Genomic DNA, 19836 nt, shown 5'->3' with positions numbered 1-19836 from the left:
GGTCAGTGGGTCGAGTCCAACTCCTTCGTGCGCTCGTCGGCACCCAGCGCGTGGTCGTCGTCCCCATGATCATCGTCATGGTGGTGCTTGGCCGCCTCGATCTCTTCGCGGGTGAGCTGGGGGATCTGGTAGCCGTGGAACCAGCGCGACATCCGGGCCCGGAACTTCGAGACCTTGGTGCCGTCCGGCACACCTGCCGCCGTGACGCCCTCGTTGGCCTCCAGCGGGGGCAGCGCGTCATGCGAGGTGAGGGTCCAGGCCTCGTCCTGCGAGATCGGCTCGTGGGGCTCGGAGTAGCCGCCCTCAGCATCACGGTGGATGATCGCCGTCTCGCCGCCGTGCAATACCCGCTCACGGTCGCGCCGCTGCAGCGACAGGCAGATGCGCTTGGTGATGATGAAGGCGAGCACCGGGGCCACGAAGACCGCGATCCGCAGGAACCAGGTGATGGCGTTGAGGCTCAGGCTGAACTGGGTGGCGATGATGTCGTTGCCCCCACCGATCCAGAACATCGCGTAGGCGGTCATCGCCGCCACACCGAAGGCGGTGCGGGTCGGTGCCTGGTGGGGCAGCTGCAGGATGTGGTGGTCACGGGTGTCACCGGTCATCCAGCGTTCGATGAACGGCCACACTGCCAGGCCGGTGAACAGCAGGCCCATCAGGCCCACACCGGGCAGGAAGACCGACCACGTCCAGGTGGTGCCGAAGAAGTGGGTCTCCATCGGCGGGACGATGCGGATCGCACCCTCGAGCCAGCCCATGTACCAGTCGGGCTGGGAGCCTGCGGTGACCTGCGCCGGGTTGTAGGGCCCGTACTTCCACACCGGGTTGATCTGCATGAGACCACCCATCAGCACCAGCACGCCGAACACGACGAAGAAGAACCCGCCGGCCTTGGCCATGTAGATCGGGAACAGCGGGTAGCCGACCACGTTCTTCTCGGTGCGGCCGGGGCCGGGGTACTGGGTGTGCTTGTGGTACACGACCAGCGCCAGGTGGGCCGCGACCAGGCCGAGCAGGATCGCCGGCACCAGCAGGATGTGGACCATGTACAGGCGGGCCACGATGAGCTCACCGGGGAACTCCCCGCCGAAGACGAAGAACTCCGCCCAGGTGCCGATCAGCGGGATGGAACGGATCAGGCCGTCCACGAACCGCAGGCCGGTGCCCGAGAGCAGGTCGTCGGGCAGTGAGTAGCCGGCGAAGCCCTCGATGGTGCCCAGTGCGAACAGGCCGACACCGATCAGCCAGTTGATCTCACGGGGCTTGCGGAACGCGCCGGTGAAGAACACACGCAGCATGTGCGCGGTGATCGAGGCCATGAACAGGATGGCGCCCCAGTGGTGGATCTGACGCACCAGCAGGCCACCGCGGATGTCGAAGGACAGGTCCAGGGTGGAGGCGAAGGCCTCCGACATCTGCAGGCCCTGCATGAGCTGGTAGGAGCCCTGGTATTCGATTTCGGCCATCGAAGGCTTGAACCAGATGGTCAGGAAGATGCCGGTCAGCAGCAGGACGATGAACGAGTACAGCGCCACCTCGCCCAGCAGGAACGACCAGTGGTCGGGGAAGACCTTGCGCAGGCCGGCCCGGCCGATGCCCGCCAGGCCGAGGCGCTCGTCGGCCCAATTCAGGGTTCCGGCGGCGGCCTTCGGCATGCCCTTCTTCTCGGCGGGCTTGCCCGGCGTGATCGAGTCCGACGGGGTGTCAGAGACTGATGTTGGCTTGGCCATCAGTTGTCACCGTCCTTGTAGTCGTTTCGGGAATCACGCTCGAAGTAGCTCGGGCCGACCGGCACCGTGAAGTCGCCCTGGGCGACCAGGTAGCCCTCGGCGTCCACCTTGATGGGCAGCTGCGGCAGCGACCGGGCGGCGGGGCCGAAGACCACGACGCCCGAGTTGCCCAGGTCGAAGGTCGACTGGTGGCAGGGGCACAGCAGGTGGTGGGTGGTGCGTTCCCACAGGCCGATCGGGCAGCCGACGTGGGTGCAGATCTTCGAGTAGCACAGGATTCCGCCGACGTGCCAGTCCTTGCGCGACTCGGGGATCTTGATGCGGTCGGGCTCCATGCGCACCACGACGATGGACGACTTGGCCTTGGCCTGCTGGAACGGGGTGCCGTGCAGGTCGAAGAGGTTCTCGGGCTGGCCGTTGATCAACTGGCCGATCTCAATGCCCTCGGGGCGCAGCGGCTCACGGTTGACGTCGTTGACCAGCCGGACGCCCTCGGCCCACAGGGTGGTCTCGATGGTGGCGCGGCGCAGCCCGCGGCCCGGGTGGGGGCCCATGTCGGCGAGCACGACCACGGCAGGCACCAGGACCATGCCGATGGCCCCGGCCAGGGCGCCACCGATGAGCTTGCGGCGACCGATGGCCGAATCCTCGACACCATCGGCAAACTGCTGGGCGACGATCGCCTTGTCCTCGTCGCTGGAGGCGGAGGGGTGGCGCTCCTCGACCACCTCGGCGTCGTTCATCAGCTGCTTGGCCCAGTGGATGCAGGCCAGGCCGATCAGCAGCACGGCCAGGCCGCCGGTGATGCCCAGGCCCAGGTGCTGGGCCCAGGTGTGCAGCGGGCCGAACGAGAAGGTGGTCTCCTTGTCGACCGCGAAGTAGATCACCACGAAGGCGATGGCCAGCACCGGCACCAGGCCGAGCATGAACAGCACCTGGCGGTAGGCACGGTCACCGGCGGCGGGGTCCGCGTCGGTGTAGCGGGGGACGTGCTCCTCCACCCCGGGGTTGTCCACCGGGGGCAGGACGTCGACCTCGGAGCCGGGGTAATCCTCAGGGGCCAGCGGGCCCTGGTGCACACTCGAGCTGAGCGGCAAGGTGGAATTGTCGCTCATCGTGCACGAGCTCCCTTCTTGGCAAGCCAAACGGCGATCAACATGAGTGAACCCAGACCGAGCACCCAGCCCCACAGGCCTTCACCGACCGGGCCGAGACCGCCCAGGTCGAAACCGCCGTTGGGGGAGGCGTGCAGGCTGTTCAGGTAGCCCACGATCTGGGTGATGTCCTCATCGGTCAGCACGCTGCTGGAGAAGACCGGCATCTGCTGCGGGCCGGTGCGGATCGCCTCGTAGATGTGCTTGTCCGAGGTGTTGGTCAGGGCGGGGGCGTAGCGGCCGTCGGGCAGGGCGCCACCGCGTCCCTCGAAGTTGTGGCAGGCCGAGCAGTTCGTCCGGAACAGTTCGCCACCGCGGGCCAGCTCGGCGGCGGTCAGGCCGGTGTTGCTGTACTGGTCCTCCTCGGGGATCGCCGGGCCGGGGGCCAGGCTGGCCACGTAGGCGGCGATCGCGGCGATCTCCTCAGCGGTGTACAGGGTCTTCTTGGGTGGGGCCTGGGCCTCGGGGCGTGCCATCGGCATGCGCCCGGTTTCCATCTGGAAGTCCACCGAGGCCGCGCCCACGCCGATCAGGCTGGGGGCCTCGACGGTGCCCTCGCCATTGAGGCCGTGGCAGGACGAGCAGTTCAGCTCGAACAGGTCGTTGCCCTGCGCGATCTGGGACTGGGCGGTGGAATCGTCCGCGTTCGACTGCGTCGTCGGCAGCAGGACGGCGTACAGGGCGCCCATCACGAACAGGGCCAGCACCAGCGCCAGTGGCTTGGCGGCAGGGTGGCGGCGCCGCTTGGAGAGGAATCGCATGCGTTCTTCCTTTCGGGTCAGGGCAGGATGTAGATGGCCGCGAACAGGATGATCCACACCACGTCGACGAAGTGCCAGTAGTACGAGACAACCATCGCGGTGACGGTCTGCTCGTGGGTGAAGGTCTTCGCGAGGTAGGTGCGGCCGAGGGCGAACAGGAAGGCGATCAGCCCGCCCAGCACGTGCAGGCCGTGGAAACCGGTGGCCAGGAAGAACAGCGACCAGTAGACGTTGGACGAGGGGGTGAAGCCCTCGCTGACCAGGGTGGCGTACTCGTAGACCTGGCCGGCGATGAAGATCGAGCCCAGCACGAAGCTGAGGATGTACCACTCGCGCATGCCCCACTTGGCGATGTTGGCGAGGCTGCCGCGCCGCTTCACGTGGGAGTGCTCGGCGGCGTGGACACCGAACTGACAGGTGATCGAGCTGAGCACCAGGATGCCGGTGTTCACCGCGGCGAAGGTGATCGCCAGGTGTGACTTCTCGCTGACCCACAACGGTGTGGTGCCGGCGGCTTCGGCCAGGGCGTAGGTGTTCTCCCGGATCATGAAGAACGCAGCGAACAGTGCTGCGAAGAACATGAGTTCGGAGGCAAGCCATACCCACGTGCCCACCGGGACCATGTCCGGTCGTCCGACGGGCTTGTTCAGGCGCGCAGGGGCAATGGGATGCAGCGCACCACTGGGCACCGCGATGGTGCGAGTCGTCTGTTGAGTAGCCACGCGGCTGATTATGCCCACAAAACTGCGTCCGGTCATGTCAGGACGCAGTTTGTGACCACGTTGTGGCTACGAAACTTGCCGACGACGACGCTACGCCACCGGGGAAGGGCCCCAGTTGGGCGGGTGCCATAATTCCCCACATGCTGTTGCTGCCCCTGCATGCCCGCTCCGAGGACGCCGTCGAACCGCTCGTGGGGTGGCGTTACCTGACCGCCTGGGAGGTCAACCTGTGGGCGCTGGTCCCGATCCTGGTGTCGGTCGGGCTCTACCTGTGGGGGGTCGCCCGGCTGCGGCGGCGCGGCGACAAGTGGCCGGTCTACCGCACACTGTCCTGGCTGATGGGCATGACCTGGATCGCGGTGGCCGCCTTCAGCTTCCTGGGGGTCTACGACAACGTCCTGTTCTGGGTGCACATGGTCCAGCACATGATCCTGACCATGGTGGTCGGGGTGCACATCGCCCAGTCGGCGCCGGTGACCCTGGCCCTGCGCGCCCTGCCGCGTCGTCCGCGGGGCTGGTTGCTCGCGGTACTGCACTCGTGGGTGGCCCGGGTGCTGTTGTTCCCGCCGCTGACCACCCTGGTGATGATCGGCTACCCGTTCCTGCTGTACATGACCGACCTGTACGCCATGACGATGCGCAACGACTGGATGCACGACCTGCTGCACGTCTGGATGGTCTACGCCGGGGTCACCTTCTTCGTGCCGATCATGGGTGTCGACCCGCTGCCGAACAAGCTGCCCTACCCGCTGCGGTTCTTCCTCGTTCTGCTGGCGATGCCCGGCCACGCCTTCATCGGGGTGACCATCATGGGCGCCACCCGGCTCATCGCCGAGGACTGGTACCTGGCCTTCAACCGGGACTGGGGCATCAGCCCGATGCGCGACCAGATGTGGGCCGGCGGCATCCTGTGGGCCACCGGCGACCTGACCATGCTCACCGTGCTCACCGCACTGGGCATCAACTGGTTCAAGGACTCCCAGAAGGAGGCCCGGCGAATAGACCGCGCGCTCGACCGGGAGGAGGAACTGGAGGCCCAGCGACTGCGGCAGGTCTGGCAGGCCGCCTCCGGATACGAAACCGGTGGAGCCACCGCTACAGTGGGGCAGCAGGACGCCGTTGTCGCAGCACGCGAGGTCGCACCAGCCGAGGTCGCAACCCACGAGCCGGACGACGAGGCCCCGCAGGACAATGAGGCAACAGCAGGACAACCACGTGAAGGGCACCACTGATGAGCGCTGAGCAGCCGCTGAAGGTCATGGTCTACTCCGATGATCGCAACACCCGCCAGGCGATCCGGACCGCGCTCGGCCGGGTGGTGGCTGCCGACCTGCCGCCGATCGAGACGGTCGACGTGGCCACCGGCCAGGCCGTGATCCACACCCTCGACAACGAAAACTTCGACGCGCTGGTCCTCGACGGTGAGGCCGTGCCCACCGGCGGCATGGGGCTGAGCTACCAGCTGCACGACGAGATCGCCGACTGCCCGCCGGTGCTGCTGCTGGTGGCCCGGCAGGACGACGCCTGGCTGGCGGCCTGGTCGCGCGCCGAGGCCGTCACCGGCCTGCCCGTCGACCCGCTGACCCTGCCCGGCATCTTCGCCGAGATGATGCGCAAGCACCGTGACCGGGACACCGACGAGGTGGCGACCTTCGACGCCCCGGTGACCCATGCTTGAGGGCGACCCCGGACTGCTGAAGGCCAGCACCTGGCCCGACCTGGTCACCGGCCTGATCCAGGGCCGCGACCTCGACCACGACACCGCCCGCTGGGCGATGGACCAGGTCCTCGCCGGTGATGTCACCCCGGTGCAGATCGCCGGCCTGGCCGTGGCCCTGCGGGCCAAGGGTGAAACCATCGACGAGATCGGCGGCATGGCCGACGCCATGCTCGGGCGCGCCGTGCAACTGGACCTCGACCGGGAAGCCGTGGACGTGGTCGGTTCCGGCGGCGACCGGGCCAACACCGTCAACGTGTCGACGATGGCCTCCATGGTGGCGGCAGCCGCCGGCGCCAAGGTCGTCAAGCACGGCAACCGGGCCGCCAGTTCCATGTGCGGCACCGCCGACTGCCTGGAGGCACTCGGGGTGGCGCTGGAGGTGCCCCACGAGAAGCACGCCGAGATCCTCGACACCGTGGGCATGACCTTCCTGTTCGCGCCGCGGTTCCACTCGTCGCTGCGCCACGCCGCCAGCGCACGCAAGGAACTGGGCGTGCAGACCACCTTCAACTTCCTCGGCCCGCTGTCCAACCCCGCCAGGCCCCGGGCGCAGGCCATCGGTGTCGCCGACGAGCGGATGGCAGCGCTCATGGCCGGTGTGCTGGCGCGCCGCGACTCGCGCGGCCTGGTCTTCCACGGCGGTGACGGTCTGGACGAGTTGACCACCACGACCACCTCCTCGGTGTGGCTGTTCGACCAGGGGACCGTGGTGGAGACCACCCTGGACCCGAGCACCCTGGGCCTGCAGGCCGCCCAGCCCGACGACCTGGTCGGTGGCCCGCCCGAGCACAACGCCCAGGTGGTGCGTGACGTGTTCGCCGGGCAGACCGGGCCGGTGCGCGACATCGTCGTGCTGAATGCCGCTGCCGCCCTGGTCGCCTACGACCACCCCGACCTGTCCGGGGGCTTCGACGACCAACTGCGGGCATCCCTGGGCCGCGCGGCCGAGGCGATCGACTCGGGGGCTGCGCAGCGGCTGCTGGAATCCTGGGCGCCGCTCAGCCAGTCCCTGGCCGCCGCCAACTGAAGACCGGCCCCGCCGGCAGGTGGGGCAGGCACCGGCGCCCGGGTCAAGGCACCAGCCCGATCCACAGCGCCACGAAGGGCCCGGCCCACAGCGCCGGGCCGTAGGGGAAGGCCGAGCCCAGCGGTGAGGGTCGGCGTCGCCGCCACAGGGCCACCCCGATGCCCAGCACCGCCCCGATCACCGCGGAGGCCAGCAGCGACTGCCACCACGGCTGGATGCCCATGGCGCCGGCGAAACCGCCGACCAGTCCCGCCAGCCGGACATCGCCGTAACCGAAGCCGTCACCGAAGCGCCACACCACCCAGAACAGCGCGTACCCGGCGACCGCGCCGAACAGTGCTCCCAGCGCGAAGACCAGCCAGCGTCCCGGCGGCTCACCCAGGGTCACGCCCAGCAGGCCCCCGAGCATGACCAGGGCCACCGTGAGCCAGTGCAGCCGGGCCGGCAGGTAGGTCGTGTGGGCATCGACCACCACCAGCGCGGCCCCGGCCGCGGCCAGCGCCACGGCCGCCCACATCATCGAGCCTGCCTGTGGGGCGACCAGGGCGGCGCAGAACCCGAGCACGATGCTGCCGACGATGGCGCGGGGGTGCAGCAGGTCACGGTAGAGCGGCTTGGCGTAGTCGTCCTCGAGCTCGGGCTCGGGCAGGCGCGGCACGACGAACCGGGCCACCAGCAGGGCGAGCACGGCACCGAGCAGCCCGGTGCCCAGGCCCGGCCACAGCAGCAGGTGCCAGTCCGTGGTCTCCACGCCGCCAGCCTAGGCAACGCGGGGTCGGGCAGCCGTCAGGCGCGGCTGGTCCCAGGTCGGCTGCGACAACGGGCAGGGTACCCCGAGCGCCTGCAACGCCGCCTGGGCCAACCACTCGGTGCGCTGTGAGCAGCGCCGGGTGCGCGCATCGAACAGTGCCCTGGTCTGCGGACGGGACAGGCGCAGGAACCCGGCCACATCACCCAGCGGGAAACCGGCCTGGCGAAGGGCCTGGACCATCACCCTCGTGTGGTGGGCATCGACCGACAGTTCGGCCCGGTGTCGCAGGCGCGCCGCGTCCAGCCCGAACACGGCTGTGGCCTCGGCCAACGGCACCCGCCCGCGGCGTGGGCGGCAGCGCAGCAGCCGGGCGGCAGCAGCAGCATCGAGGCCGGCCTGCTGGGTCACCACCCGCCACGGCAAGCCGGTGGCCTCGGCGACATGCAGGACCTGGGCCCGGAACGCCCAGCCGGGTACCCCCTGCGGTGGGTCGGTGGGGGTGGCACCCGGGGTGAGGGTACGCGCCGGCGTGCGGGCGGTGGTGCGGGTCGGGGCGGTGTGGCGAGATGGTCCGGCGGGGGAGTGGCACATGGGGGGCTCCTGGGTGACGGGTGCTTTCACCTGTCAATGCCCATCCCGGAACAGTGTTTGTGTGACGGGGCCGCCAATCTTCAGGAACGGCCCTCCGGGATCACGCGCCCGCGGGACCCCCACCGGCTGCGGCCTGCCGCCGGACGCAAACGCGGGGCCCGGACGAATGTCCGGACCCCGCGTGCTGGGGCGCAGGCCCCGTGCTGGTCACATCAGCCAGCGCCGGTCAGGCCGGCTCAGCGCTGTGCCTTGGAGAACCCGGCCGCCTGGGCCGCGTCCTCGGAGTTGAACCACACGTCGGCGATGGTGCGCTCGTAGCCACCCGACTCGGGCACGTGGTACTTCTTCGAGCGCTCGTTGCCCTTGATGATGTAGCCCTCCGGCGGCTCGGTGCCCACGTAGGCACCCTCACCGTAGGGGCTGGCAGCGGTGGCCGCCTGCTCGTCGCGGGTGCCGTTGTCGTGCTCGTCGGCCCCGGCGACAAGGCCGCCCTCCTCCTCCATGTCGCTGATCGGATCACCCTCGGTGGTGACGTCCGGGTCATGCTTGACATGGTGGCCGTGCTCGTCGGTCACCGGCACCTCTTCGGTGACGGCCTCGGCGTCAGCCGCAGCGGCCTCGGGGGTGCTGGTGGTGAAGACCACCTCGTCCTCGGGGCGGGTCGGCGGGGTGTAGGCCGGGCTCGGCTCGTGGGCGGTCCAGCCGTCGTCCTTCGACAGCAGGAACTGGCGCACGGCCACGGCAGCACCGGCGAGCAGCGCGCCGGCAGCCACGATCTTGGCAAACGACTTGGCGCGGCTCTTCTTCTTGGCGACCGGCGCCGGTTCGGGGACCACCAGTTCACCCTTGAGGGACTTGATGGCGGCGTTGCCGCGCTTCTGGGCCTCGGCGACGGCGGGGTGCTGCTCAGCCTCGTGCAGCAGTTCGGTCAGCTTCGGCAGCAGGTCGTCCTGAACCTTGTGGCGGGCCTGGTCGATGCCGGGCGAGACGGCGGCGTAGGCGCCACTCAGCTTCGGCTGGACGGCGGAGACCGCCTCGGTCAGCTTCGGCTCGACCTTCTCGCGGGCGCTCTCGGCGGCCTCGATGGTCTTGCCGATCGCGTTCTTCGCGGCGGGGCCGGCCTTCTCCTGCGCAGCGGTGACGTAGTCACCCAGCGCGGCCAGGGCCTGGTTCAGGGCGGCGGCAGCATGGTCGATGGCTGCGGCTCCCTTGTCGGCGGCCGACTGCGACTGCGCGGCGGCCTTCTGCAAGTGCTTGTTCTTGCGGGACACGTTTCCTCCGTGGAGTGTTTTGGGCTCGTGGTCGAGCAGGCTCGTGGTCGAGCGTGCTTCCACCGTACAAGGCCGCACCACACCGCCACAGGTGGTAGCGCTCACGAGTGGGGTCCTAGACTTGGTCGGGAAAACAGTTCCCATCGAGAGGTTCCCACGTGACTGACAAGGTCATCCTGCACACCAACCACGGCGACATCGCCATCGACCTGTTCCCGGAGCACGCGCCCCAGACGGTCGACAACTTCGTCGGACTGGCCGGTGGCACCAAGGAGTACACCGACGTCGAGTCCGGTGAGCAGACCACTGGCAAGTTCTACGACGGCCTGATCTTCCACCGCGTGATCGACGGTTTCATGATCCAGGGCGGCTGCCCCCAGGGCATCGGCATCGGTGGCCCCGGCTACCAGTTCGCCGACGAGTTCCACCCCGAGAAGAAGTTCGACAAGCCCTACCTGCTGGCGATGGCCAACGCCGGCCCGGGCACCAACGGCTCGCAGTTCTTCATCACCGTGGGCCCGACCCCGCACCTGGACAACCGCCACACCATCTTCGGTGAGGTCACCGACGCCGCTTCGCAGCAGGTCGTCGACACCATCGCCGCGGTGAAGACCGACCGCCGTGACCGCCCGGTCGAGCCGGTGGTCATCGAGTCGGTCGAACTCGTCTGAGCCCCTGCCCGGGCACACCGGGCAGCCCGACACCTTCCACAGCACCCAGTCGCACCACGCCTGCCACCGGCGGGCGGTCCGGCTGGGTGCTGTCGTTCACCGTGGTGATCACAGGGTGCCGCGATCACAGGGTGCCGAGATCACAGGGGTGCCGAGATCACAGGGGTGCCGGGATCACGGGGGTGCCGAGATCACAGGGTGCTGCCGATCACAGGGTGCTGACTCACAGGGAGAACGCGGCCTCGAGGTCGTGGCGGCTGAAGGTCCGGAAGGCGATGTGGGTCTCGGTCTCGAGCACCCCGGGCACCTTGTTGAGCTGGTCGGCAACCACGGCGGCCACCTCATCGACCTGCTTGACCCGCACCAGCGCGATCAGGTCGATCTGGCCGGTCACCGAGTACACCTCGGTCACCCCGGGGATCGCGGCGATCGCCTCGGCCACTTCGGGGATGGACGAGACGTCGGCGTGCACGAAGACGATGGCGTTGATCATGGCGACAGTCTAGGCATCGACCTCCAGGTTCACATCGGCCAGGCGGGCGATGTCGATCGCCGGCAGCCCCACCCGGATCGGCCAGGCCCAGTCGCCGTCGATCTCGATGATCCGCACCCCGTCGGACTCCAACCAGGCGGCGATCCGCTCGGCCTCCTCCACCGAGGCTGCCGGCAGCCCCGCCGGCGCTGCGGGGGCTGACGCGGCGGTCAGGACGGCTTGCTCGGCCACGGTGCGCGGGTTGCTGCCGGGCGGGCTGAAGGCCGCCCCGGCGAGCCGACCCCGCCGGATCACATGGATCTCCCACCCCAGGCCGTCGTGGCGGGCCGCCACGATCTGTTCACAGCGCGCGATCGAGGCGAGCCGGTGCCAGCGCCGCGTCGTGGCGAGGAAGGTGTGCAGTCGGCCGGTGAGCTCCCCGGCCTCCTCGAAGCGGTGCTGCTGGGCCAGCCGGTCGAGCCGCTGCCCGATGGCGGTGACGACCGGCCTGACGTCCTGGCGCAGGGCCCGGCGCAACCGCTCGACCACCTCGGAGTACTGCTCGGCGCCGGCACCCAGCTCGCAGGGAGCCGGGCAGCGACCCATCTCGGCCTGGGCGCAGGCCGCACTCGGGGTGCGGGCCGACAGCTTGCGGGTGCACTGACGGATCGGGAACCCGTCGTGCAGCGCCAACACCCCCTCTTCGGCCTGCTTGCGACCGGTGAACGGGCCCCAGTAGTCGGCGCCGTCCTCGAGCACCCGGCCGGTGATGGACAGCCGCGGGAAGGCCTCGCGGGTGAGCTTCACCCAGGCCACCTTGTCCTGCCGGCGGGAGCGGCGATTGTAGCGCGGCGAGTGCGCGGCGATCATGCGCAGTTCGCGCACCTCGGCCTCCAACGGGGTCGCACACACCAAATGGTCGACACCGGTGGCCACCCGCACCATCTCCTCCATCCGGGCGCGTTTCTCGGTGGCGGTGAAGTAGGTGCGCACCCGCCGGCGCAGGTTCACCGACTTGCCGACGTAGAGCACCTCACGCCGGGTCGTCGACGGGTCGTCCGGGTCGGGCAGGTCGGCGTGGAACCAGTAGATGCCCGGCTTCTCGGGCACCTGGTCGGCCCACACCCGCTTGGCCCGCCGCTGCGGGGAGACCCGGTGGGTGAGGTCGTTGAGGTCTTCCAGCGTGGCCACACCCAGGTTGCCGACCCGTTCGAGCAGGCCGTGCAAGACGTCGACGGTGGCCCGGGCGTCGCTCAGGGCGCGGTGGTCGGGGGTCGTCCCGGCGCGGAAGTAGCGGGCCAGGGTCGCCAGTTTCACGTTGGGCACCTCGTCGCGCAGCAGCACCTGGCGGGCCAGGGCCACCGTGTCGACCACCGGGAAGCCGGGCCACTCCCGGTCCTGCTGCTGGCAGGCCCGCTTCAGGAACCCGGTGTCGAAGCCCGCATTGTGGGCGACCAGCACACTGCCGGCCGCGAACTCCAGGAAGGACGGCAGCACCGCACCCAACCGGGGTGCGGTGGCGACCATCTGGTTGGTGATGCCGGTCAGCACCGCGATCAGCGCGGGGATCGGGGTACCGGGGTTGACCAGGGTCTGGAACTCACCGAGCACCTGCCCGCCGCGCACCTTGACCGCACCGATCTCGGTGATCGTGTCGTCGGCCGAGCCGCCGGTCGTCTCGAGGTCGACCACCACGAAGGTCACGTCGGGCAACGGGGTACCGAGGTCTTCGAGGGAGGGCTGCACGGCGCGGTAGGCGGCCGGGTGTCGTGGGTGGGCAAGTGTTGTGCTGGGCATGTCGGTCACGCTAGGTGGGGGTACTGACATCTTTGTCACTCAGCTGCTGGTCGCGGGGCCCTGCAGGAAATGTCCGACCCGGTTGGCACCCTGAACCGCATGGAGACCTTGAGGATCGAATGCCCCGGTTGCGCCGAGGCCGGCCACTCCCCGGAAGACTGCCTGGTGGCAGCCCTGCTGCCGGTGAGCGCCCCGGCCGCGCCCACCCCGTCCGTGGTAGCCCCTGACCCCCTGGGCGCTGACCCCCTGACCCTGGCCGAACGCCGCGCCATGGAACTGTTCGATGCCCTGGGGATGCTCGCCCCCGACGACCCGCCGCAGGTGGTCGTCACGGTCGGGTCTGGCCGCGGACGGGGCTCCGCGCACCTGCCGCGCGCCCAGTGACGGGCCGGCCGACGGACCCGGCCGCGGGGCGCTGGGGGAGGGTGTCCAGATTCGGGGTCCGGCTTTGAATCTCGCTAAGAGTGTCTTAGGATTTTCTCAGTCATTGGATTCGGCCTCCGGATCCGACCCTCGAACGAAGGAAACCCTGTGACGCGAGTGCGAACCCTGCTGAAGGCCGGCGTGGGCACCCTGCTCGGATTCGGCATGGCTGCCGGGCTCGCACTGAGCTCCCCGGCGCTGGCCAGCGCCGATCCTGATGCCGTCAAGGAGACCCAGAAGAAGGTCCAGGCGCTGGAGGAGCAGAGCACCCAGATCGACCTGGAGTACGCCCGGCTCACCGAGCAGCTCGACCAGGCCAACGCGAAGGTGAAGACCCTCGAGGTCGACATTGCCGCGCAGCGCGCCAAGGTCGACACCATGAAGAAGTCCATGAGCAGCCTGGCCCTCACCCAGTACCAGAACTCCGGGCTGAACCTGACCGCGAAGCTGCTGGCCAGCCCCGACGACGAGTCGCTGCTGAACCAGCTGTCGACCGTGCAGAGCCTCACCGCCCGCACCAACGGCAAGCTGCAGGACTTCCAGGCCGAGCAGGCCAACCTGACCCAGCAGGAGACCACCCTCAGCGAGACCCAGGCGTCCATCCAGGCTGCCAAGGACAAGCAGGGTGAGCTGTCGAAGGAGTACCACGCCAAGCTGGACGAGGCCGAGAAGCTGCTCGAGAAGCTGACCGCTGAAGAGGCCGCCCGCCTCGAGGAACTGCGCCGCCAGGAGGCCGCCCGCCAGCTGGCCCTGGCCGACCAGGACACCACGGCGAACACCGGCAACACCACCAGCACCAGCACCTCGACCCAGAAGAAGACCCAGCAGACCCCCACCGAGACGAAGACCCCCACCGAGACGAAGGCCCCCTCGGTCAGCGGTGGCGCTGCGGCCGCGGTGGCCTACGCCAAGGCGCAGGTCGGCAAGCGCTACGTGATGGGCGCCACCGGCCCCAATGCGTTCGACTGCTCCGGGCTGACCTCGGCCGCGTGGCGCCAGGCCGGGGTCTCCCTGCCGCGCACCTCCCAGGGCCAGGCCTCCGCAGGTGTGAAGGTGTCACTGTCCCAGATCCAGCCCGGTGACATCGTGGTGTTCTACTCCGGTGCCAGCCACGTCGGCATCTACGTCGGCAACGGCATGATCGTCGACGCCGCCAACCCCCGGGCAGGCGTCCGGATGATCTCGCTGCAGAACTCCTGGATGCCGATCCACTCGATCCGCCGCGTCGGCTGACCACCACACTCACAGCGCACCCCCGGCCCCGGCCGGGGGTGCGCTGCTGCGTGCGCTACCCCGACAAACAAGTAGCCAGCGGCCTCCACTGGTGGCAAAACGCCGATTTCGTGCTGCTGGCTACTTGTTTCTTGCAACGGGCCCGGCCGGGGGTGCGCTGCTTGTCGCCGGGGCAGGGTCACTAGACTCGGCGGGTGCTCAGTATCGGGATTGACATCGGGGGGACCAAGCTGTCCGCCGGTGTGGTCGACCCCCAGGGGCGGATCCTGTCCAAGACCACGGTGGCCACGCCGTCCACCGACCCGCAACAGGTCGAGGACACCATCTGCGCCGTGGTCGCCGACCTGGGCACCGACCTGCCCATCACCGCCGTCGGTGTGGGGGCGGCGGGGTGGATCGATGCCGAACACTCCCTCGTCCGGTTCTCACCGCACCTGGCCTGGCGCAACGAGCCCCTGCAGCAGCGGCTGCAGGCCCGCCTGCCGGTGCCGGTGCTGGTCGACAACGACGCGAATGCCGCGGCCTGGGCCGAGTACCGTTTCGGGGCCGGCTGCGATTCGCGGGTGATGGTCATGATCACGCTGGGCACCGGGATCGGCGGGGCGATGGTGGTCAACGGCAGCCTGTTTCGCGGCCGCTACGGGATGGCCGGCGAGTTCGGGCACATGACCGTGGTGCCAGACGGCCACCGGTGCCCCTGCGGGAACCGGGGCTGCTGGGAGCAGTACTCCTCGGGCAACAGCCTGTTGCGGGAAGCCCGCGCCATCCTGGAGGCCGGTGGCCCCCGCGCCGAAACACTGCTCGACCACGTCAAAGACCGTGACCCGGCGCAACTCACCGGGCCCGGCATCACCGACGCCGCCCTGGCCGGCAACCAGGTCGCCGTCGAACTGCTGGCGCAGATGGGCACCTGGCTGGGCCGGGGACTGGCCAATGTCGCGGCCGCGGTGGACCCCGACACCTTCGTGATCGGTGGGGGAGTCAGCGGCGCGGGTGACCTCGTCCTCGCGCCGGCCGTGCACACCTTCGGGACCCAGTTGGCCGGGCGGGGGTTCCGCCCGCCGGCCACGATCGTGCTGGCCGGCCTGCGCCACGACGCCGGCATGGTGGGGGCCGCCGACCTGGCCCGCCACTCCCTGGCCGAACCACCCGGCCCGGGTCGGGCGTTCTGGCCCCGCCTGCGACGCCGACGCCGTCGACGGACGCTGCGACTGGGGCGCGAGGCGGCGCGGGACTAGAGCCGGGCGCCGTTGTCGTCGTCCTCGGAGGCCGGCGTGCGCAGCGCCTGCGCCATCAGCACCACCAGCCCGGCGATGGTGGCCGCCAGTGCCACCTGCGCCCAGGGCGCCCCGAGCCGGATCCCGAACAGCATCGCGAACATCCCCGCCAGGCCCCCGCCGAACAGGACGAAGCCGAGCAGCGACAGGTGCGACCAGGTGTGCGGCTCCTCGTCCACCTCACGGTAGGACTCGTCGAAGAACGGGTCCGGGTCGTCGTCGTCCACGTCGGGTGGCGGCGGTGCCGTTGGCGTGGGGTCGACCGTGTCGACCTCTTCGGCGAACTCGGTGCGGATCATCTCCCGGAACCGACGGTCAACCTCGGCCGGGTCATGGGGCGTCATTGCACCAGCCTAGGCGCCCCCGGGCACGTCCCCGCCGTCCAGCCGCATCCAATGCCATATCGTGATGGCCATGCTCGCCTACAACCTGTTCAAGTACGGACTTTTCACCCCGGTCTGCCGACTGGTGTTTCGTCCGTGGATGCGGGGTGCGGACAACATCCCCGAGGAAGGTGCGGTGATCACCGCCGCGAACCACCTGTCCTATGGTGAGACGTTCCTGCTCCCGGCCATGATCAAGCGTCGGATGACCTTCCCGGTGAAGGCCGAGATCTTCCAGCAGAAGAGCCTCGGTGGGCGCATCGTGGGCTGGTTCCTCACCGCGGTCGGGCAGGTGCCCCTGGACCGTTCGGGCGGCAAGGCCAGCGCCGCCGGCCTCAGCCCGGTGATGCAGGTGCTCCAGGACGGCGGCATGGTCGGCATCTTCCCCGAGGGCACCCGGTCACCGGACGGGCGGATGTACAAACCCAAGACCGGTGTCGCCAAGATGGCCCTGGAGGCCGGCGTGCCGATCATCCCCGTGGGGTTCGTGGGCACCCAGTTCCAGAAGGGCCTGTTCGGCATCCCCGTGATGAAGCACCCGGGCATCATCATCGGTGAACCGATGGACTTCTCCCACCTGGCCGACCGGGCGGGGGAGATGAAAGTGCTGCGCTATGTCACCGACGAGGTGATGGCTGCGGTGCAGCAGCTCACCGGGCAGGACTACGTCGACGTCTACGCCACCCGGGCCAAGTTCGGTGACCTGAAGGACGTCGACCGCTCGCAGTACATCAAGCCCCGACCGGGCACCGGTGAACTGCCCCCGCCGCCGAAACCGGCCACGAAGGAACCCGCCCCCGCGAGCGACGCCGCCCCCGCGGCCGAGCCCACGCCACCGGCTGACCCCACCCCCGCGGGGACGTCGGAATGACCAGCCCGCCGCCGGTGCCCGCGGGGCCCGACCCCGGGTTGCCCCAGCCGCCCGCCCCGAACCCGGACGCCCCGAACCAGGACACGCTGGCTGCGGTGGCCTCGGCCGCGGGGCGGGTGCGTGACCTGGCCGTGAGTGCCTCCCGTCGGGCCGCCGACCAGGCCGGGGACCTGGCGCGACGGGCAGCAGCCCCGGGTCGTGCGCTGCTGACCGCACTGCGCGGCCAGGGCACCACCGCCGGCCTGCGCCACCTGCCTCAGGAGGGCCCGGTCATCCTGGCCGTGAACCACCGCCACGTGCTCGATGCCCGCGCGCTGGCCGCCGCACTGCCACGCCCCGTCCACGTGGTCGCCACCGCTGACCTGGAGGTCGCGACCCGTGCCCGCCGCGCCGGCCACGAGCCCCGTCGTCGGGATGCCTGGCAGCAGGCCCTCGATGCGTTGGCCGAGGGTGAGGTCGTGGCCGTGTTCCCCGAGGGTGCGCCCTCCCCGGACTCCGACCTGCACAAGGGCCGCGACGCCGTGGGTCGGCTGGTGCTGGCCGCGGGGGTGACGGTGGTGCCTGCCGTGCTCGACACCCGCGCAGCCTCCCTGGTGTTCGGGCCCGCACTCGACTTCTCCCGCTTCCGCGGCCTGCCGGTCGAGCGAACCCTGGCCCGCGGGGTGACCGACGAGACCATGGCGGCCATCGCCGACCTGGGTGGGCTCAGGTACCGAGACACCTACCCGACCACCGCACGCGACCAGTTGCGCAGCGGCACGCAGAAGCGCCGCGACCAGCTGAGGGCCCGCGCCGAGCAGCGTCGAATGACCGAGCGTCGCGCGATCGAGGCCAGGCAACTGGCCGACCTCGAGGAACGCCGCGACCTGGCCCGGCTGCACCGTGAGGCCGAGGAGCAGGCCCGCACCCGCGCCGAGCAGGCCGCCGAACGCGACCGCCAACGCCGGGTCGTCCCCCCGCCCGACAACCCCGTTCCCGACAGCCCCGTTCCCGACCGGCCCCTCCACGACCACACGGAGCAGGCCGACTCGTGAGCAACCAGGTGCCCTCCTCCCAGCACCTGATGCGGTCCACGCAGCGGGTGCTGTCGTGGACGAGGGTCGCATTGGCGCTGCATGCCGCCATCTTCAACATCCTGCGGCTCAACGACGTGCTGCGGCCCGGGTGGCTCCTCGCGATCACCGTCGTCATCCTGGCCTGGAGCCTGCTGCTGGCGAACCTGGCCGGCGCCCCGCAGCGCTGGCAACCGGTGCTGCTGGCGCTCGACGTCAGCATCGCGCTGCTGATCGTGCTGTCGTCGCGCTGGGTGGTCGGCACCGAGGGTGCCAACGCCTTCCCACCCGCCTCGGTCTACTGGCAGGTGGCGGCCGCCCTGGCGGTGGCGGTCACCTTCGGCGGCTGGCTGGGGCTCGCTGCCGGTGCGGTGATCGGTCTGGCCGGGGTGGTGCAGACCCCGCTGACCCACATGCACTTCTGGTCGGCGATCTTCATCACCTGCCTGGCCGCCTGGGGCATCGGCCAGCTGGTCGACACCCTCCGCAAGACCACCGCCGAACGTGACCGGAGCCTGGCCGCCACGATGGCCCTGGCCGAACGCGACCGGATGAACCGCATCGTCCACGACGGTGCCCTGCAGGTGCTCTCGATGGTCGAACGTGAGGGGCGGACGATGGGTCCCCGCGGCCAGCGCCTCGCGCAACTGGCCCGCCAGCAGGAGATCCAGTTGCGCACTGTGCTGCAGGACCGCACCGTCGAGGTCGCCGATGACGACCCCGGCGAACGTCGCGTCGACGTGTCGGCGATGCTGGACGCGATGTCGACCGACCGGGTGACCGTCTCACGGATGGCCGGTTCGGTGGTCATGCCGGCCGCCGTCGCCCTGGAGATCCGGGCCGCCGTGGCCCAGGTGCTGCTCAACAGCGAACTGCACGCCGGCGCCGACGCGCAGGTGTGGGTGCTGCTGGAGGAGGGTGACGGCGAGATGATGATCTCGGTGCGTGACAACGGGGTGGGCATGACCCGCGAACAGGTGCAGAGGGCCGTCGACGCGGGTCGGTTGGGTATCCGCGAGTCCATCATCGGGCGCATCCATGAACTGGGCGGCACTGCCGAGGTGCGTTCGAGCCCCGGTCGTGGGGTGGAATGGGAGTTGACGATTCCCTACACCGCCGATGATGGTGAGGACGCCGACGCGATCCACTGGCCCGACCCGGGCAACCTGACCACGCCGACCGCGATGAACGAGGAGGCCACGACGTGAACGAGCTGGACCGCAGGCGGGTGATGCTGGTTGACGACCACCCGATCTGGATCGATGCCCTCAGCGAGGACCTCGAGAGTGAGGGCTTCGAGATCGTTGCCGTGGCCCACAACGGTGAGGAATGCCTGCGGCGGGCCCGGGCCACTCGGCCCGGGGTGATCGTGATGGACCTGCAGATCCCGCACCCGGACGGTGCGACCTGCGCCGAAATCCTGCTCAATGAGTTCCCCGGCATACGGGTGCTGGTCGTCTCCGCCTCGGGGGAGCGCGACGACGTCCTGCGGGCGGTCAAGGCCGGGGCCCTGGGGTACCTGGTGAAGTCGGCACCCAAGGCCGAACTGATCGAAGGGGTGCGGCGCACCTCCGAAGGTGATGCCGTGTTCACCCCCGGCCTGGCCGGCCTGGTGCTCGGCGAGTTCCGGCGCATGGTCAGCGTCGCCCAGCAGCACAACGACGAGGGCCCCGTGCTGACCCCCCGCGAGGTGGAGGTGCTGCGCCGCGTTGCCAAGGGCCTGGCCTACCGCGAGATCGCCGAGGAACTGGTGGTCAGCCACCGCACAGTCCAGAACCACGTGCAGAACGTGCTGCGCAAGCTGCAACTGCACAACCGCGTCGAACTGACCCTCTACGCCATCGAGCAGGGCTTGGACGAGGACTGAATCAGCCGGTCGCGGAAACCTGCGTCCGCCTGTGGGCACCCGCGCGGGACACGCCTGCGC

Annotated in this window: 21 protein-coding genes; 11 read left to right on the top strand and 10 right to left on the bottom strand. The window is 69.8% G+C overall.

Translation table 11 applies throughout. The annotated features are described in order from the left end of the window. Positions 1 to 2: 2 nt before the first annotated feature. The 4 genes from qcrB to ctaE are packed head-to-tail and all read right to left on the bottom strand — an operon-like array spanning position 3 to position 4370. Positions 3 to 1733 (bottom strand): cytochrome bc1 complex cytochrome b subunit, encoded by a 1731-nt coding sequence (gene qcrB / locus ACQE3C_RS12935; protein WP_434539596.1) that lies wholly within the window; start codon positions 1731 to 1733, stop codon positions 3 to 5. Next, positions 1733 to 2848 (bottom strand): cytochrome bc1 complex Rieske iron-sulfur subunit, encoded by a 1116-nt coding sequence (gene qcrA, locus ACQE3C_RS12930; protein ID WP_434539595.1) that lies wholly within the window; start codon positions 2846 to 2848, stop codon positions 1733 to 1735. The genes qcrB and qcrA overlap by 1 nt, the downstream gene beginning before the upstream one ends. After that, positions 2845 to 3648, bottom strand: coding sequence for a cytochrome bc1 complex diheme cytochrome c subunit (gene qcrC / locus ACQE3C_RS12925; RefSeq protein WP_434539594.1), 804 nt, complete (start codon positions 3646 to 3648; stop codon positions 2845 to 2847). Before qcrC ends, qcrA begins: the two co-directional genes overlap by 4 nt. A gap of 17 nt (positions 3649 to 3665) precedes the next feature. Then, complete coding sequence (gene ctaE, locus ACQE3C_RS12920; protein WP_434539593.1) at positions 3666 to 4370, bottom strand: aa3-type cytochrome oxidase subunit III; 705 nt, start codon at positions 4368 to 4370, stop codon at positions 3666 to 3668. Positions 4371 to 4510: 140 nt separating this feature from the next. Here ctaE and ACQE3C_RS12915 point away from each other — a divergent pair, with 140 nt between their 5' ends. The 3 genes from ACQE3C_RS12915 to trpD are packed head-to-tail and all read left to right on the top strand — an operon-like array spanning position 4511 to position 7117. Next, the gene (locus ACQE3C_RS12915) at positions 4511 to 5602 is read left to right on the top strand and encodes a cytochrome c oxidase assembly protein (protein ID WP_434539592.1); all 1092 of its coding nucleotides are present in this window, start codon (positions 4511 to 4513) and stop codon (positions 5600 to 5602) included. Further along, on the top strand, positions 5602 to 6048 hold the full coding sequence (locus tag ACQE3C_RS12910) for a response regulator (RefSeq protein ID WP_434539591.1): 447 nt from the start codon (positions 5602 to 5604) through the stop codon (positions 6046 to 6048). Before ACQE3C_RS12915 ends, ACQE3C_RS12910 begins: the two co-directional genes overlap by 1 nt. Further along, a complete protein-coding gene (trpD, locus tag ACQE3C_RS12905) occupies positions 6041 to 7117 on the top strand; it encodes an anthranilate phosphoribosyltransferase (RefSeq protein ID WP_434539590.1) in 1077 nt (358 codons plus the stop codon). The genes ACQE3C_RS12910 and trpD overlap by 8 nt, the downstream gene beginning before the upstream one ends. 43 nt (positions 7118 to 7160) lie before the next feature. Here the strand turns inward: trpD and ACQE3C_RS12900 are convergent, their stop codons facing one another. From ACQE3C_RS12900 to ACQE3C_RS12890, 3 genes are all read right to left on the bottom strand, one after another. Then, complete coding sequence (locus ACQE3C_RS12900) at positions 7161 to 7868, bottom strand: prepilin peptidase (protein ID WP_434539589.1); 708 nt, start codon at positions 7866 to 7868, stop codon at positions 7161 to 7163. Positions 7869 to 7877: 9 nt separating this feature from the next. Then, positions 7878 to 8459, bottom strand: coding sequence for a hypothetical protein (locus tag ACQE3C_RS12895; RefSeq protein ID WP_434539588.1), 582 nt, complete (start codon positions 8457 to 8459; stop codon positions 7878 to 7880). A 236-nt stretch (positions 8460 to 8695) separates the two neighbouring features. Beyond that, positions 8696 to 9730 carry a sunset domain-containing protein gene (locus ACQE3C_RS12890; RefSeq protein ID WP_434539587.1) on the bottom strand — a complete coding sequence of 345 codons (1035 nt, stop codon included), beginning with the start codon at positions 9728 to 9730 and terminating at the stop codon, positions 8696 to 8698. Between the two features lie 158 nt (positions 9731 to 9888). On the opposite strand from ACQE3C_RS12890, the gene ACQE3C_RS12885 reads away from it, so the two are divergent. Beyond that, entirely contained in the window at positions 9889 to 10401 is a 513-nt protein-coding gene (locus tag ACQE3C_RS12885; RefSeq protein WP_434539586.1) for a peptidylprolyl isomerase, read from the top strand. Positions 10402 to 10624: 223 nt separating this feature from the next. Here ACQE3C_RS12885 and ACQE3C_RS12880 read toward each other — a convergent pair whose 3' ends face one another. Together ACQE3C_RS12880 and ACQE3C_RS12875 are read right to left on the bottom strand one after the other, a co-directional pair. Continuing rightward, entirely contained in the window at positions 10625 to 10894 is a 270-nt protein-coding gene (locus ACQE3C_RS12880) for an Lrp/AsnC family transcriptional regulator (protein WP_434539585.1), read from the bottom strand. Between the two features lie 9 nt (positions 10895 to 10903). Continuing rightward, positions 10904 to 12670, bottom strand: coding sequence for a DEDD exonuclease domain-containing protein (locus ACQE3C_RS12875; RefSeq protein WP_434539584.1), 1767 nt, complete (start codon positions 12668 to 12670; stop codon positions 10904 to 10906). Positions 12671 to 12769: 99 nt separating this feature from the next. On the opposite strand from ACQE3C_RS12875, the gene ACQE3C_RS12870 reads away from it, so the two are divergent. The 3 genes from ACQE3C_RS12870 to ACQE3C_RS12860 all read left to right on the top strand — a co-directional run bounded on the left by ACQE3C_RS12870 (position 12770) and on the right by ACQE3C_RS12860 (position 15564). After that, complete coding sequence (locus ACQE3C_RS12870; protein ID WP_434539583.1) at positions 12770 to 13054, top strand: hypothetical protein; 285 nt, start codon at positions 12770 to 12772, stop codon at positions 13052 to 13054. A gap of 147 nt (positions 13055 to 13201) precedes the next feature. Continuing rightward, entirely contained in the window at positions 13202 to 14326 is a 1125-nt protein-coding gene (locus tag ACQE3C_RS12865; protein WP_434539582.1) for an NlpC/P60 family protein, read from the top strand. A 194-nt stretch (positions 14327 to 14520) separates the two neighbouring features. Continuing rightward, on the top strand, positions 14521 to 15564 hold the full coding sequence (locus ACQE3C_RS12860; protein WP_434539581.1) for an ROK family glucokinase: 1044 nt from the start codon (positions 14521 to 14523) through the stop codon (positions 15562 to 15564). On the opposite strand, the gene ACQE3C_RS12855 is transcribed toward ACQE3C_RS12860, so the two are convergent. Continuing rightward, positions 15561 to 15947: a hypothetical protein gene (locus tag ACQE3C_RS12855; RefSeq protein WP_434539580.1), complete on the bottom strand. Its 387-nt coding sequence runs from the start codon at positions 15945 to 15947 to the stop codon at positions 15561 to 15563. The two genes, ACQE3C_RS12860 and ACQE3C_RS12855, sit on opposite strands and share 4 nt — an antisense overlap. 64 nt (positions 15948 to 16011) lie before the next feature. Here ACQE3C_RS12855 and ACQE3C_RS12850 point away from each other — a divergent pair, with 64 nt between their 5' ends. The 4 genes from ACQE3C_RS12850 to ACQE3C_RS12835 are packed head-to-tail and all read left to right on the top strand — an operon-like array spanning position 16012 to position 19776. After that, entirely contained in the window at positions 16012 to 16857 is an 846-nt protein-coding gene (locus tag ACQE3C_RS12850; protein ID WP_434539579.1) for a lysophospholipid acyltransferase family protein, read from the top strand. Then, the gene (locus tag ACQE3C_RS12845) at positions 16854 to 17891 is read left to right on the top strand and encodes a lysophospholipid acyltransferase family protein (protein WP_434539578.1); all 1038 of its coding nucleotides are present in this window, start codon (positions 16854 to 16856) and stop codon (positions 17889 to 17891) included. The genes ACQE3C_RS12850 and ACQE3C_RS12845 overlap by 4 nt, the downstream gene beginning before the upstream one ends. Next, positions 17888 to 19117 (top strand): sensor histidine kinase, encoded by a 1230-nt coding sequence (locus ACQE3C_RS12840; RefSeq protein WP_434539577.1) that lies wholly within the window; start codon positions 17888 to 17890, stop codon positions 19115 to 19117. Before ACQE3C_RS12845 ends, ACQE3C_RS12840 begins: the two co-directional genes overlap by 4 nt. After that, entirely contained in the window at positions 19114 to 19776 is a 663-nt protein-coding gene (locus ACQE3C_RS12835) for a response regulator (RefSeq protein WP_434539576.1), read from the top strand. Before ACQE3C_RS12840 ends, ACQE3C_RS12835 begins: the two co-directional genes overlap by 4 nt. Positions 19777 to 19836 lie beyond the last annotated feature (60 nt).

The sequence above is a fragment of the Aestuariimicrobium sp. Y1814 genome, from assembly GCF_050113895.1.
In the GTDB taxonomy this organism is placed as follows: domain Bacteria; phylum Actinomycetota; class Actinomycetes; order Propionibacteriales; family Propionibacteriaceae; genus Aestuariimicrobium.
Note: the sequence above shows the minus strand (reverse complement) of the source record. Positions and strands in the feature narration are given on the sequence as shown.